The sequence below is a fragment of the Paenibacillus tianjinensis genome, from assembly GCF_017086365.1.
Taxonomy (GTDB): Bacteria; Bacillota; Bacilli; order Paenibacillales; family Paenibacillaceae; genus Paenibacillus_AQ; species Paenibacillus_AQ tianjinensis.
In genome coordinates, this window is the sequence record NZ_CP070969.1 from 4571012 (window position 1) to 4585899 (window position 14888).

Here is a 14888-nt window from a genome sequence, read left to right on the forward strand (position 1 = left end):
ACAGGGAAAGAAGTTCGCACTGCTCTCCTTTAATTCGATCTATTTCTTCTGTATAGAATATAACTTCTGCCTACATAATTCAACGGAACACTCCACACGTGGACCAGCCGGGTAAACGGCCAAAAGGCAAAGATCGCAAATCCGGACAGGATGTGAAGCTTAAAGGAAAAGGGGACATTCGCCATCAGCGACGGGTCCGGACGGAACATGAACAGACCGCGGAACCATACGGAAATCGTATCACGGTAGTCAAATTCAGGCTGTACGGCATTCGTTACGATCGTGGAGTACATCCCCATAAACACGATAAACAGCAGGAGAGAGTTGACGATCAGATCCGAGGCGCTGCTGAGCCGGCGGACATTCTTAATCGTAAAGCGCCGCGAAGTCAGAATCAGCATCCCGAGCAGTGTGGCGGCACCGAAAATCCCCCCGATGTATACCGCACCGATGTGGTAGAGATGATCACTGACGCCGATGGCCTCCAGCCACGATTTTGGAACCGCCAGGCCGCCGATATGGCCCAGAATAACCGGCATAATGCCCAGATGGAACAGGATGCTGCCGTATTTCAGCTGTTTCTTTTCCACAAATTCACTGGATTTGGCCGTCCAGTTGAACTGGTCTTTCCGGTAACGGAAGATATGGCCTCCAATAAAAATCACCAAACAAACATAGGGGAAAATGACCCATAAAAACTGACCGGACATATTCATGGATGGAGGGCCTCCTGTTCAGCACAAGCTTTGAATGTTTCGCGAAGTCCCTTCACCAGATGGAAATAAGGGCTGTTCATCCGTTCAAGCGCCTTGAGCAGATGGTAGGTTCCATCCTCAAGAATCGCCATCAGCATCCGGAAATTCTCCGGCGCTCCCGGGTCTTCCTGCCATTCTGCGGCATATAGAAATTCACACATGAGCGGAAGAAAATCGGGCAATTCGCCTTCAGGCATCAGAAGCCCGGACATTTCGTACAGAAGCTTCAGTTTGGCGAGCATCTGCCCCCGTTCTTTGGCATCCTCAAATTTAAAATAGGTCATATACAAAGCGCAGTCCTTCTGGAAATCAAAGGTGGCTGCGTAGCTCTCCTGGATCTCATCCAGACTGAATTGTTGCATTAGCGTCCAATAGGTATGCACATGGGTGTAACCCGGGTGACCGCTGTCAAACGCCTCTTCCAGAAAAGCCGGATGAAAGTCCAGCTTTTCCGGGTACATGAGCTGCAGGGCGAAATATCCGAAGGATTGCTTGTAATCATGCAGTTTCACCAGATCAATCACGCCAAATCCCCCCGTAGAAATTCTCTTCGTACATCTCCTTGCCGGTCTTCATGGTGCTCTCGGCAGGGCTGGCCGGCCCGCAGCCGTCACAGCCGGATCCGGAACCCATATCTCCCATGGTGTTACCGAAGCCGGCTGAGCCCTGGGCCCGGTAAGGATTCATATGCTGTTCCTTATGCGAGGTCGGGATGACGAACCGGTCCTCATACTTGGCAATAGCGAGCAGCCGGTACATTTGCTCAGTCTGATGTGCGGTCATTCCGACACGCTCAAGACGGCTAAGGTCAAATTCCTGGCCTACAGACTTAGCCCGCATATAGGATCGCATCATCGCCATCCGCTGCAGGGCTTCCTTAACGGTCTGCGTATCGCCTGCAGTCAGCATGTTCGCCAGATACTGGATCGGTGTACGCATCTCTTCGATGGCCGGGAAGATCATATCGGGATTCTTCAGCGAATCCTTGCCTTCAAAATAATTCATGATCGGGCTAAGCGGCGGCACATACCATACCATCGGCAGCGTCCGGTATTCCGGGTGAAGCGGGAAGGCCAGCTTGTGCTCGATGGCGAGCTTATAGACCGGAGAGTTCTGGGCGGCTTCCAGCCAATCCTCGGAAATGCCGTCTTTTCTGGCCTGGGCAATGACTTCCGGATCATGGGGATTCATAAACAGATCGCATTGCGCTTTGTACAGGTCCTTCTCATCCGGTGTTGAGGCAGCATCCAGAACCTTGTCTGCGTCATACAGCAGAACACCGAGGTAGCGGATCCGGCCCGTGCAGGTCTCGGAGCATACTGTAGGCAGCCCTGCTTCGACGCGCGGGAAACAGAAGGTGCATTTCTCCGCTTTGTTGGTCTGCCAGTTGAAGTACACTTTTTTGTAAGGGCAGCCTGTCATGCAATATCTCCAGCCGCGGCAGGCTTCCTGGTCAACCAGGACAATCCCGTCTTCATCCCGTTTGTACATGGCTCCTGAAGGACAGGAAGCGACGCAGCTCGGATTCAGGCAGTGTTCACATAAGCGCGGCAGATAGATCATGAAGGATTTCTCGAAGTTGAATTTGATCTCTTCCTCGATCTTCTGGATATTCGGATCCAGCGGTCCGGTTACATGCGCTCCCGCCAGATCATCCTCCCAGTTCGGCCCCCATTCGAGATCCATTTTTTCGCCTGTCACCGCAGAATGGGCACGCGCGACGGGAGAATGCTTCTGCTCGCCTGCATTGGTCAGATGCTCGTAGTTGTATGTCCACGGCTCATAGTAGTCTTTCATCTCAGGCATGTCAGGGTTGTAGAAGATTTTGCCGAGCGCAATCTTGGACAGCTTGTTGCCTGACTTCAGTTCAAGCTTACCCTTGCGCAGCTGCCAGCCGCCCTTATAGAGCTCCTGGTCTTCCCAACGCTTCGGATAGCCGATCCCGGGCTTCGTCTCTACGTTATTGAACCACATATATTCCGCACCTTTGCGGTTCGTCCAGGTCGTCTTGCAGGTCACGCTGCAGGTGTGGCAGCCGATGCATTTATCCAGATTCATCACCATTGCAACTTGCGCTTTAATTTTCAAGCCAATTTACCTCCTTCATTTTGCGTACGGCTACATAGACATCCCGCTGGTTGCCGATTGGACCATAGTAGTTGAAACCGTAGCTGAGCTGTGCATATCCGCCGACCATCTGGGTAGGCTTCAGATGAATTCGGGTAGGCGCATTGTGGCTTCCGCCGCGGGTATCCGTAATTTCGGAACCCGGCACTTGAATGTGCTTGTCCTGAGCGTGGTACATAAACATAGTGCCTCTCGGCATCCGGTGGCTGACAACGGCACGTGCAGTTACAACACCGTTCCGGTTATAGACTTCGAGCCAGTCATTATCTTCTATGTGATGGGCCCCGGCATCCTCATTGTTGATCCATACGGTTGGCCCGCCCCGGAACAACGTCAGCATATGCTGGTTATCCTGGTAGGTCGAGTGGATATTCCACTTGCCATGCGGTGTCAAATATCTCAGGACCAGTGCATCCTGTCCGCCCTTTACTTCCTTGTCACGCGGTCCGAAGACCATCGGCGGCAGGGTAGGCTTGTAGACTGGCAGGGATTCGCCAAACTGTTGGAAGATTTCATGGTCTATATAGAAATGCTGTCTTCCCGTCAGGGTACGGAACGGTACGAGCCGTTCGATATTGGTGGTGAATGGTGAATAACGCCGCCCCTGTTTGTTCGAACCGCTGAATACCGGTGTCGGGATCACTTCGCGCGGCTGCGCGGTGATGCTCTGGAACGTAATCTTCTCGGCGGCCCGGTCAGCCGAGATATCCCGGAGCTCTACGCCGGAATCCATCTCCGCCGAAGCGTAAGCCTTCTGGGATACACGGCCATTGGTAGCCGAAGACAGGTGAAGAATTGTATCTGCGGCCTGGCGGGCGGTTTGCAGCTTCGGCAGGCCGTTTTTGATCGTTTCGTCGAAATAAACTCCGCTGAGCCGTTTCAGCTCCTCATATTCTTCAGCGACAGAGAAGCTGATTCCGTGTGCGCCTGCTTTACCGGTTATAAGGTTTGGCCCGAGTGAGATGTACTTATCATGGATTTTGGTATAATCACGTTCTACAATGCTGAGATTCGGCATGGTTTTACCGGGGATCGCGTCCACTTCGCCTTTGGCCCAGTCTTTGACCAGACCCATCGGCTGGGAAATCTCACTGATGGAGTCGTGGCCGAGCGGTGTGGCGACAAGATCTTTATAGACGCCGGGCAGATGGGATTTCGCCATTTCGGAGAACACCTCTGCCAGCTGGCGGTAAATATCCCAGTCCGAACGGGATTCCCACAGCGGATTGACTGCCGGATTGAACGGATGCACGAACGGATGCATGTCGGTTGACGACAGGTCTGTTTTCTCATACCAGGTTGCGGCCGGCAGCACGATATCTGCATAGAGCGGTGTTGTGGTCATCCGGAAATCCAGCGCAACCATGAGATCAAGCTTGCCTTCGACATCCTCCCGCCAGATGATCTCCTCCGGCTTCTGTTCTTCATTCGGCTCAGCCAGCAGCCCGTCGGAAGCTCCAAGCAGATGCTTCATGAAGTATTCCTGACCTTTGGCGGAGCTTGAAATCAGGTTCGAGCGCCAGATGAACAGGGAACGCGGGAAGTTCTCCGGAGCACCGGGGTCCTCCACGGCAAAGCGGGTTTTCCGTGATTTAATCTCTTCCAGCGTGTGGCTGATGATCTCGGCATTTGTCTTCTTGCCCTGCTGTGCAGCCTCTTCAGCGAACAGAAGGCTGTTCTTGTTGAATTGCGGGAAGGACGGCAGCCAGCCGAGCCGTGCAGCCAGCACATTATAGTCAGCCGGATGCTGGTAAGCGACCTCTCCGCCCGTCGGGGATTTCAGCGAATCTGTTCCGCTCTCCTCATAGCGCCACTGCTCAGTGGCAAAGTAGAAGAACGAGGTCGCATTCTGCTGGCGCGCCGGACCCTGCCAGTCCTTGGCAAAGGCAACCGTCGACCAGCCTTCGATCGGACGGCATTTTTCCTGGCCTACATAATGCGCCCAGCCGCCGCCGTTGACCCCTTGGGAGGCGGTCAATACCACCAGATTCAGAATCGAACGATAGATGGTATCGCTGTTGAACCAGTGATTGATGCCTGCGCCCATGATGATCATCGAACGTCCGCCAGTATCAATCGAATTCTGGGCAAATTCGCGGGCAATTTGCACCACGACACTCGCTTTCACCGTCGTAATCTTCTCCTGCCATGCCGGGGTGTAATGAGAAGACTCATCCTCATAACCCTTGGCGTTAAGAGGGCTTGCTGTACGTGCGACACCATACTGGCTCATCATCAGGTCATAAACCGTAGCAACATAACGCTCTGTCCCGTCAGCCAGCCGCATTTTCCGGACTGGAATCATCCGCCGGAACGTGCCGTTGCCGGCATTGTCGAAGTACGGAAACACGATTTCCGTCCACTCTTCCCCATGGCCTTCGATTGTCAAGGCCGGTTCTACTTTGCTTCCGTCTTCATTTTCAAGGATCAGGTTCCACTTCTTGCCTTCTTCCCAGCGCTGCCCCATGGTTCCGTTCGGAACGATCACCTGGCCGGTGGCCTCATCGAAGATTACCGGCTTCCAGTCGGAGTGCGGCGACTCCTCTCCAATATCACTCGCCCGGAGAAAACGTCCGCCCTTGAGTGCATCCTCATGGGGATCAAGCAGAATGAGGAAAGGCATGTCGGTATATTGCTTCGCATAATTCAGGAACATTGGCTCCTGCCGTTCCTGGTAGAACTCATTCAGGATGACATGCGTCATGGCCTGGGCCAGCGCAGCATCCGTACCGGGATTTGGTGCCAGCCAGTTATCGGCGAATTTGACGTTCTCCGCGAGATCCGGCGCCACCGACACGACTTTGGTTCCCTTATAACGTACTTCTGTCATAAAGTGTGCATCCGGTGTCCGGGTAAGCGGTACATTCGAGCCCCACATCATCAGGTAGCCGGCATTGTACCAGTCCGAGGATTCCGGAACATCCGTCTGCTCGCCCCAGATTTGCGGAGAAGCCGGCGGAAGATCCGCATACCAGTCATAGAAGCTCAGCATTTGTCCGCCCAGCAGCGAGATGAACCGTGCACCCGATGCGTAGCTGACCATCGACATGGCCGGAATCGGCGTGAAGCCGGCGATACGGTCAGGGCCGTATTTTCTGATCGTATAGATCAGCTGTGCCGAGATGAGGCGCAGCGCGTCGTCCCAGGCCACACGGATATGGCCGCCTTTGCCGCGTGCCTGCTTGTAGAGGGTAGCCTTCTCGGGATTCTCCACAATACTGGCCCAGGCATCGACGTAATTGTCATGCTCCTGCAGGGCCGTCTGCCACAGGCGCCACAGCTTTCCTCTGATGTAGGGATATTTCACCCGCAAAGGGCTGTATTCGTACCATGAAAATGTAGCTCCGCGGGGACAGCCGCGCGGTTCGAATTCCGGCATATCCGGCCCGCAGGAAGGATAATCGATCTGCTGGTTCTCCCAGGTAATGATTCCGTTCTTCACGAACACCTTCCAGCTGCATGAACCTGTACAGTTGACTCCGTGTGTGGTGCGGACGACTTTATCGTGAGACCAGCGCTGGCGGTACATATTCTCCCAATCTCTGTTTTTCTCCTCAAGAATGGACCAGTTCCCGGAATAGCTTTCGACCGGTTTAAAAAAGTTAAGGCCGTATTTTTTCTTCATCGATTACGAACACTCCTTTGCAGAAAACATTCAAGTAATACCATTATGGATCTACCAGACTGCGCTTCCCATTAGGGAAACACCTATTGTGCCTCGGGAATTCCCTTGATCTGAATAAAAAGCAAAAAAGCTTTCCTCACGGGGAGAAAAGCTCTGTTCGGGTGAAGCAAATTCCAAGGCGGCAGCTCTATTAGGGACTTCCCTCTTTGTTGGCCGGGGAACTCCTTACCGGGAATTTCACTACAAATCTGTGTGTTATACTGACAAAAAAACGAGAGGATGAAGCCCCATGCCAGGACCATCACTACGCCAGCTGCACGCCCATCATGCCATTCATCAGGGCGGGCTGTCCGGTGCTGTAGCCAAGACCGAAGAAGTGGAGGAGCTGCTGGAAGCGAGGGAATTTGAAGTGGCGCGGCAGGCCGCCGATCATTTGATAGAGTACTGGGAGACGCGGATTCTCAGCCATGCCGACGCGGAAGAGGACGGATTCTATCAGGAAATGGCCGAGAACAATCCTAACCTGCAGGATACGGTTCTGCGGCTTACCCGTGATCATGAATTATTGCGGATCATCGTAAAAGATGTGAAGGCACGGCTCTCAGAAGAAGGCCTCACACCTGAGGTTCTTCACCAGTTCCATGCGCTGCTGGTGTTGAACGCCATTCATAGCCGGGAGGAAGAACGTCTTCTGTTTGAGGAAGCGTGACCTCGTTCTGCTGCTGCAAAATGGCACGCAGGTCATCTTTGTTGACCAGCAAATCCTGCAGTGTGTATTCATCCAGCACCTGGAGATAGGCTTGAAGGGCTCTGCCCAGCACACCTTTGAGACCACATACCGGGGAGATCGGGCAGCTGCCGCCTGCAGGATTGAAGCATTCGACAAGATAAAAGTCGTCTTCCATCCGCCGGACGACCTCCCCGATGTTTATATCCCCGGGTTCAAGAGCCAGACGTATGCCTCCCCTCCTTCCTCTTACCGTTTCTATGTATCCCGCCTTTCCTAATTCGTGCGAGACCTTCATTAAATGATTTTTGGATATCTGATAAGCATTTGAAATATCCTGTATCGTTGACAGCTCATCCCGCTTTTTCGCTCCAAGATAGATGAGAATCCGTAATGAAAAATCAGTGTACAACGTCAGCCTCATTTTTATCTCCGATCCCTGGGTATAGTAAGTGATATTTATTACAAATACTATCATAACTATTGTCCAATTTGTTAAAGTGGTATTTTAAATATATCTTTTAATTTAAAATGGGTATATATTAATTTTGTAATAATTGAGAGGGGATGAACATTATTTTATCACAACAAACGCGTGACATTGTCAAATCTACAGCGCCAGTCCTGGCAGAACATGGAACAACAATTACCTCTGTCTTTTACCGGAATTTGTTCGAAGCCCACCCTGAATTATTGAATGTATTTAACCATGCCAACCAGGCACAAGGCCGCCAGCAGGCGGCACTCGCCAATGCGGTATACGCAGCGGCCGTCCACATCGATAACCTTGAGAATATTCTGCCGGCGGTAGTTCAGATTGCACACAAGCATGTCAGTCTCGGCATCAAGCCGGAGCATTACCCGATCGTAGGTGAATTTTTGCTGAAGGCGATTAAGGAAGTGCTGGGTGATGCGGCTACGGATGAGATTCTTACTGCCTGGGAAGAAGCCTACGGTGTCATCGCGGATGCCTTTATCGGTGTCGAAGACAGCATGTATAAAGAAGCACGCGAGCAGGAGAACGGCTGGAACTTCTTCAAACCTTTCACCGTTGCACGTAAAGTACAGGAGAGCGGAAACATTACCTCCTTCTATCTGAAACCTGCGGACGGGTCTAATGTACCGGACTATAAACCGGGCCAGTATATCTCTGTACGAGTCCTGATTCCTGGTGAAAAATACACGATGATCCGCCAATACAGCCTTTCCCAGGCTCCAAAACCCGATGAATTCCGTATCTCCGTAAAACGTGAAGAAGCGAATGATCCGAATGGCGTTGTATCCGTATATCTTCACAATCAGGTCAATGAAGGAGACACCCTTGAGGTCAGTGCGCCTGCCGGTGAATTCTTGCTGGATGCCACCAAAACTACACCCGTTGCGTTCATCTCCGGCGGCGTAGGCATTACACCGATGATAAGTATGTTCGAGACCGTTGCCAATGTAACGCCGGACCGGCCGACGGTCTTCCTGCACTCTGCACGGAATGAAGCGCTCGCCGCTTTCACTCAGGATGTGGAGAAGCATGCAGCAGCCATGAGCAACGTCAAGACCAAAACCTTCTTCTCCAGCGGCCCGGACGGTGTCATTACAGGAGAAACCCTCAAAAATTATGTCGACATTACCGGTGATGCCTATGTTTGCGGTCCGGTGCCCTTTATGGAAGCCATGATCCGTGAGCTGCATGCACTCGGAATGAAGGAAGAACAAATTCATTATGAGTTTTTCGGCCCGGCCCTGCAGCTGGACAATCACTAATTCTGTGAGTCTGGTCACCCAGCCTCCTTTCCCGCTTGCGTTATGCTTTCTGTGAAGATGCCATTCTATGGCAAGTAAGGTTTACAGGAGGATGCACTATGGAAAAGGTAGCTGTCAATTATGAGAAAATGTATTACGGGTTTCCGGTTATTCTGGTGAGCTTTTACGATGTTAACGGACTCCCCAACGTGACTACCATCTCTTCCTCATACACGTTGAAGGATATGGTGGTCCTTGGCTTCAGCAGTAAGGGCTATGCGATCAATCAGATTAAAGAGGTCCGTGATTTTGTAATCAATGTGCCTGACCGTTCGATGATGGATGCCATCAGCTATTGCGGTTCAACTACCGGTTATGACCTGGGCAAATTTGATAACGTAAATCTGACGCATGTAAAGTCACAATCCGTTAACGCTCCCGTGATCCGGGAGTGTCCAATCTCCATTGAATGTACACTGTCTGATATTATCGAACGCGAGCAGTTCAAGGGCATAACCAATATCCTGGCCCATATCAAAGGCAGATTGGTCGCCAAGGACTATCTGAACGATGATGGCGGGCTGCAATCCTCGGAATTCGACAATGTGTTCTATATCGGGGATGGACATCAGAAGGGATTCAGATATATGCAGTAGATTGAACAATTTTAGAGATATATAGCTTGAACTAGTGATTTTTCTATATTGGGATTGGCCATGACTCCAGAGAATGTTTGGACTTCCGGCCGCTGTTGTCTTCCGATTTCTTGATTTGAACCGCTGTTAGCGGTAGAAATCCGAAGACAAAGGCGGACGCTTTCGCTCCTACAGTTCCAAAATTCCCTTCCGCCACTTTTCCCTTAATATACAATTTTCAAGTTCAAAATATATAGTTAAAAAAATACACGGGCCGCTTCCCGGATCTAAGGTGATCCAGGGGCGGCCTGTGTTCTTTTTAACGGGAAAGAAGCCATTTATATAGTACGGTAGCACGCGGCATACTCCAACTTAACTTGTTGTTCCAGCGCCTGCTCATTGATCTTCGCAGCAAGTCTTTCGCGCTCCGGCTCCTCCTCCAGTTCCCCGATATAGCGGTCACTGAATTCCCCGAACGGTTCCTGAATGTGGCCGAACCATTGGCGCAGCTCCGGGCTGGGGGCAATTTCCTTCATCCACTCGCCGATTACGGCCTCCTGTTGCCTATCCGGCACGACATTGCTGAATCAAAGGGAAAAGTCCCGTTATTCTCGACAATCCGGCACGTCATCGCAAAATCAAAGGGAAAAATCCCGTTGATTTCACTTATCCGGCACGTCATCGCAGAATCAAAGGGAAAAATCCCGTTGATTTCACCTATCCGGTACGTCATCGCAAAATCAAAGGGAAAAATCCCGTTGATTTCACCTATCCGGCGTGCCATCGCAGAATCAAAAGGAAAAATCCTGTTGATTTCACCTATCCAGCCCGTCATCGCAAGATCAAAGGGAAAAATCCCGTTGGTCCAGCCGCTAGCCTAATCAATGTACTTCTCCAAGGATGGCCGGTTCTTCACAATCATCTGCTTATTTCCTACCAGCTCAATGAGGCCCAAATCCTCGAAGATGGCAAATTTACGGCTGATCGTTTCCCGCGTAACGCCCACATAACTGGCCAGTTCCTCACGGGAGAGAGGCAGCTTAATATGAATGCCGCTGCTGCGCGGCTTGCCGTACTTATCACTCAGCTCCAGAATCATATAGGCGATGCGGATTTCCGGGTCTTTGGTTGCAAGGCTCTGGGCAAGATTCTCGGTATGGGCCAGCCTTTTGGAGACGGTCTTCAGCAGCTTGATCGTAATATCCGGGTTCTCCGAGATTAGCTGCTCCATATCATTTTTGGTCAGCATGCAAATGCTTGTATCGGTCAGCGCATAGGCACTGAAATTGCTCAGCTCTTCGCTGTTAAATATATTTAATTCGCCAAAAAATTCTCCGCTTGTCAGCACATGCAGAATTTGTTCTTTTCCCTGAGGCGTCATTTTTGACAGCTTTACCTGTCCCTGCTGAATGATATACAAGGTGTCTGTTGGCTGCTCTTCAAGCACCAACGCCTGGCCTTTGCCTACTTTCCGGTGTCTGATCATGGCGCTGATCCGCGAGAGCTCCCCATCGCTGAGCGATGCGAAGATAGGCACTTTACGGGTACAGGGCTCCGCAGCGTTCTGGCAGGAATGTTCCAACATTTGTATCCCTCCTGGTATCTCTACTGATCTTGAATCAGGCGCAGCTTCTTATGAAGCTGCCCCTTTGTCCGGTACAGGTGCAAAATGGGTCGTATCTTCGCCGCAGACCGGACAGACCCAATCCTCCGGCAGATCTTCAAAGGCAGTGCCCGGTTCAACATCCTCATCCGGATCTCCAATCGCCGGATCGTAAATATAACCGCAAGGTAAACAAATGTATTTTTTCATAGTAGTCATCTCCTTCAATTTGTTCAATTAATTCTGTAATCTGGCCTCTACTTCAGACATGATTTCCCCGGGAGTGCGATTCGCCAAGTCTATGCCTCTGAGGCTTATATTCTGCTCAATTGCGGATTTATAGGTTAATGAAGCTGCAGCACCTTCCCAGGAGATGGCCCCGGTTAACACGCTGTCCTTCACAAATATTCTGGTGTACACGCCGTTAACCACGGCTGAAACCGTCTGGTCGCATTGACTCTCATCGGTATTGCCGATGGAGAACAGTGAAATGCCAAAAGCGTTAAACAGAGTGACCGGTGTCGACTTGCGGTAAGCAGCAGGCTCAACGGCAGCCATGTTGCCTCCGGCAATCTTACCCTGCTCCATGGCACCGCCCCATAATCCTTCGACCTGACCGTCCAGTTCGGCAAGATCTCCGGCTGCGTAGATATTCGGAGCACTTGTCTCCAAACGGGTGTTCACAACCACGCCGGAGCGTGTGCGGATCCCTGTTTCTTTTAGAAGAGCAGTATTAGGAACGATGCCTATGGAGTACACCACATGCTCGCAGGGTATTGCCGCCATGTCATCAAGGGTCACGCTGGAGACAACGTCCGTTCCGTTAATCGAAGTAACTCCGCGATGAAGTTTGACCTCCACTCCGGCCTGCTCCAGGGTCAAACGCAGCTGCTCTGAGGAAGCTTCATCCAGCTGTCTGGCCATCAGCCGCGGGGCTGCTTCTACAATGATCACTTGATAACCGGCTTCATGCAGTGCCCAAGCCGTCTCCAGCCCCTGAACCCCTCCGCCGATCACAACGATTCGCTGTCCGCTTGTGAGACTTGCTTTTAGCGCGTCGGCATCCCCTAATTCACGGATCGTGTGAACATTCTTCAGCCCGGCACCATCCACCGTCAGCGCCCGGTTTCTCGCGCCCATGCAGAGCAGCAGCTTATGATATGAGGTCAGCTTACCGTCTGCAGTCTCCACCTGCTGCCGCTCCGGATGAATAGACATCACACGGCTCGAGGTCTGAAGAGATATCCGGTTGTCCCGGTACCACTTCTCCTTCTTGATCAGCACCTTCTCGCTGTGCAGGTCACTGAATAAGCCTTTGGTCAGCTTAATCCGGTTATAAGGCAGATGGGCCTCCTCGCCAAAGATAGTGATTTCTGATTCCGCATCCTTATCACGGATCGCCTTGGCGGCATGAACTGCCGCGACTCCGCTTCCGACAATGACGTAATGTTTAGACATATCCGTTCCCCCCTTAGAATGAGCTCAGCAGCAGATCGGAGACAAAATCAGCGGCATTTTTGATTTGCTGCGTCTTCTCGGCATCTTTGGGTGAGAACCGGACCCGGATCGGGAATTCCACATGGGTCATACCGGTTGACTTGATCACGTCGGAAGTACTTTGTACCGTCATATTGGTTCCGTTCAAATAGTCCTGAATCACCTCAATGGCTTCACCGCTCCAGCCGTAAGAGCCAAATGCTGCTGCAAGCTTCCCTTCCAGATTCATCTGCTGCAGCTCTTTCAGCAGAGGTTCCAGGTTACCGATCATGTCTGCATAACGAGTCGAGCTGCCGATAAAGACGGCATCCGCTGCGGCGATACTGTCCAGAATCTCTGTCATGCCGCTTTTATCCGCATCCCAGACTGCTGTTTCAATCCCGTTTGCCTGCAGGGTATTCTGCAGAATGCCGGCCATTTTTTTGGTATTGTTTTTGAGTGTGGTGTACACGATAGCTGCTTTTTTCCCCTGTGTCGTCTCACGGCTCAGCTCGGCGTACAAATCAATATATTTGCGTACATCTTCCCGGATAATAAATCCGTGCGAAGGGGCGATCATTTCGATTTCCAGATCCTTAACGGCTTCAATCAGCGTTCTTACATATCTTCTGTGGGGATGGATAATGGCATTGTAGTAACCCTTGAAGTCTTCTGTAATGTCGAACCCGGCTTCATCGCTGAACAGCTTCCCGACAGCAACATGTGTGCTGAATATATCGCAGGGGAACAGGATTTTGTCTTCCACACAGTAAGTAATCATTGTCTCTGCGGTATGAAGGTACGGCGTTTCTTTGAACAGGAGCGTTTTGCCGCCAATGTCCAGCGTATCTCCATCCTTCACCACCAGGAAGTTGCGGGCATGAAGCTTGTACATTTCCTGAAGCTCCGGCACAGCAATCTCTGTGCAGACAATTGTGGCGTTAGCCGCCCGGGAAGCCAATGCTGCAAGTCCGCCGGAATGATCGGGTTCGGTATGGTTAATCACAATGAATGAAATGTCCAAAGGATCGATCAGCTCTTCCATCCGGTCCGCATATTCCCGGCCAAATTCCATATCCACGGTATCGATGACAGTCGGCTTGCCGGTTTTCAGCAGGTATGAATTATAGGTGGTTCCTTTACTCAGTACAAGACGGTGGAAGGGAACCTCCCGGTTGTCGATTTTGCCTACCCAATACGTATCTTTTGCAATCTTAATTTCAGTGTTGTTCATCTGTTAGCCCTCCTGATTGATAATGTTTATCAGCAACCTCATTCTATAATGGCCGCCAATTCAAAAGGAGGATTTGAATCAAATTTTGAAAGTTTCAAAACAGATGTCCATAACCTGAATATACACTATGGCTGAAAAAGCGTTATGCGTCTGGTCACGTTAAGCAGTGTTAATAGAGTTTGTTATATATAGCAGCAAGACAAATACCCCTTCAGCAAACGAGGGGCATTTTTTGCACATTATGCAATTTTGCACTTTGGGCAAAATTATGATTTAATGGAGGATAGTAATAGAGTGTTATCTTTATTCAATCAGGGAAAGGAGGGTATTTGAAACTTGAATCCCAAGCTCACACTGCGCGACAAAAAAAAGGAAGCTACCACCTTTGCTTTGGCCGAGGCTGCCTTTGAACTGGCCCTTGTGCGGGGGATGGACGGCTTCATCGTTGACGATATTGTCCAGCAGGCAGGCGTTTCCCGGCGGACCTTTGCCAATTACTTCTCTTGCAAAGAGGAAGCGGTAGCGGCGTACTTTATGAGCAGTGCTTCGAAAGAGGATCAGAACATGCTGTTGGCAGGCTTGCCTCCCGATGCAACGCCGTTGGATGCCTTATACTGTCTCCTTAAGCTGCAGTTCACTTCTGCATTTCTGCATAAACTGCGGCAGTTTGTATCGCTGGCGAATCAATATCCCACACTTGAGCCTTATCTCCTCAGCGTATTCCACCGCTTACAGATTGCCGCACAGGAGGTACTGGAACAGTTCACCCGCGGGCGTTACACCGACGGATATACCCACCTGCTTGCCGGTGCCGTCTATGGGGCGTTCATTCCGATTATGGACGGACGGCTCAATGTACTGCTGCCGGGAGAAGCACAGGATGAACGCTCCAGTGCTATATCGTTCGATCATTATTTGAATTCGATGTTTGGTTATTTACGAAAAGGCTTCTAAACCAGAGATAAAAAG

The 14888-nt window shown here is 51.1% G+C and carries 14 protein-coding genes and 1 pseudogene; 4 read left to right on the plus strand and 11 right to left on the minus strand.

Annotated elements, in window-relative coordinates; genetic code table 11:
* Window positions 1–29: 29 nt before the first annotated feature.
* From narI to JRJ22_RS21365, 4 genes are read right to left on the minus strand one after another with little or no spacing between them, the layout of a single operon-like run.
* Window positions 30–716: a respiratory nitrate reductase subunit gamma gene (narI, locus tag JRJ22_RS21350; protein ID WP_206101399.1), complete on the minus strand. Its 687-nt coding sequence runs from the start codon at window positions 714–716 to the stop codon at window positions 30–32.
* The gene (gene narJ, locus JRJ22_RS21355; RefSeq protein WP_206101400.1) at window positions 713–1279 is read right to left on the minus strand and encodes a nitrate reductase molybdenum cofactor assembly chaperone; all 567 of its coding nucleotides are present in this window, start codon (window positions 1277–1279) and stop codon (window positions 713–715) included. Before narJ ends, narI begins: the two co-directional genes overlap by 4 nt.
* Window positions 1272–2843: a nitrate reductase subunit beta gene (gene narH / locus JRJ22_RS21360; RefSeq protein WP_206101401.1), complete on the minus strand. Its 1572-nt coding sequence runs from the start codon at window positions 2841–2843 to the stop codon at window positions 1272–1274. Before narH ends, narJ begins: the two co-directional genes overlap by 8 nt.
* A complete protein-coding gene (locus JRJ22_RS21365) occupies window positions 2833–6507 on the minus strand; it encodes a nitrate reductase subunit alpha (RefSeq protein ID WP_206101402.1) in 3675 nt (1224 codons plus the stop codon). The genes narH and JRJ22_RS21365 overlap by 11 nt, the downstream gene beginning before the upstream one ends.
* A gap of 289 nt (window positions 6508–6796) precedes the next feature.
* Here JRJ22_RS21365 and JRJ22_RS21370 point away from each other — a divergent pair, with 289 nt between their 5' ends.
* Window positions 6797–7216: a hypothetical protein gene (locus JRJ22_RS21370; RefSeq protein WP_206101403.1), complete on the plus strand. Its 420-nt coding sequence runs from the start codon at window positions 6797–6799 to the stop codon at window positions 7214–7216.
* A gap of 16 nt (window positions 7217–7232) precedes the next feature.
* On the opposite strand, the pseudogene JRJ22_RS21375 reads toward JRJ22_RS21370, so the two are convergent.
* A pseudogene (locus tag JRJ22_RS21375) lies at window positions 7233–7658 on the minus strand (RrF2 family transcriptional regulator); the annotation flags it as partial.
* Between the two features lie 152 nt (window positions 7659–7810).
* On the opposite strand from JRJ22_RS21375, the gene hmpA reads away from it, so the two are divergent.
* Window positions 7811–8992 (plus strand): NO-inducible flavohemoprotein, encoded by a 1182-nt coding sequence (hmpA, locus tag JRJ22_RS21380; RefSeq protein ID WP_206105245.1) that lies wholly within the window; start codon window positions 7811–7813, stop codon window positions 8990–8992.
* 98 nt (window positions 8993–9090) lie between these two features.
* On the plus strand, window positions 9091–9627 hold the full coding sequence (locus tag JRJ22_RS21385; RefSeq protein WP_206101405.1) for a flavin reductase family protein: 537 nt from the start codon (window positions 9091–9093) through the stop codon (window positions 9625–9627).
* A 317-nt stretch (window positions 9628–9944) separates the two neighbouring features.
* On the opposite strand, the gene JRJ22_RS21390 is transcribed toward JRJ22_RS21385, so the two are convergent.
* From JRJ22_RS21390 to JRJ22_RS21415, 6 genes are read right to left on the minus strand one after another with little or no spacing between them, the layout of a single operon-like run.
* The gene (locus JRJ22_RS21390; RefSeq protein WP_206101406.1) at window positions 9945–10181 is read right to left on the minus strand and encodes a DUF488 family protein, N3 subclade; all 237 of its coding nucleotides are present in this window, start codon (window positions 10179–10181) and stop codon (window positions 9945–9947) included.
* A complete protein-coding gene (locus JRJ22_RS21395) occupies window positions 10154–10441 on the minus strand; it encodes a hypothetical protein (protein ID WP_206101407.1) in 288 nt (95 codons plus the stop codon). Before JRJ22_RS21395 ends, JRJ22_RS21390 begins: the two co-directional genes overlap by 28 nt.
* A gap of 42 nt (window positions 10442–10483) precedes the next feature.
* Window positions 10484–11191 (minus strand): Crp/Fnr family transcriptional regulator, encoded by a 708-nt coding sequence (locus JRJ22_RS21400; protein WP_206101408.1) that lies wholly within the window; start codon window positions 11189–11191, stop codon window positions 10484–10486.
* A gap of 48 nt (window positions 11192–11239) precedes the next feature.
* Window positions 11240–11419: a rubredoxin gene (gene rd, locus JRJ22_RS21405; protein ID WP_206101409.1), complete on the minus strand. Its 180-nt coding sequence runs from the start codon at window positions 11417–11419 to the stop codon at window positions 11240–11242.
* Between the two features lie 27 nt (window positions 11420–11446).
* Entirely contained in the window at window positions 11447–12667 is a 1221-nt protein-coding gene (locus JRJ22_RS21410; RefSeq protein WP_206101410.1) for an NAD(P)/FAD-dependent oxidoreductase, read from the minus strand.
* Between the two features lie 13 nt (window positions 12668–12680).
* Window positions 12681–13919, minus strand: a complete 1239-nt coding sequence (locus JRJ22_RS21415) for an FprA family A-type flavoprotein (RefSeq protein ID WP_206101411.1) — start codon at window positions 13917–13919, stop codon at window positions 12681–12683.
* A 336-nt stretch (window positions 13920–14255) separates the two neighbouring features.
* On the opposite strand from JRJ22_RS21415, the gene JRJ22_RS21420 reads away from it, so the two are divergent.
* Entirely contained in the window at window positions 14256–14873 is a 618-nt protein-coding gene (locus tag JRJ22_RS21420; RefSeq protein WP_206101412.1) for a TetR/AcrR family transcriptional regulator, read from the plus strand.
* Window positions 14874–14888 lie beyond the last annotated feature (15 nt).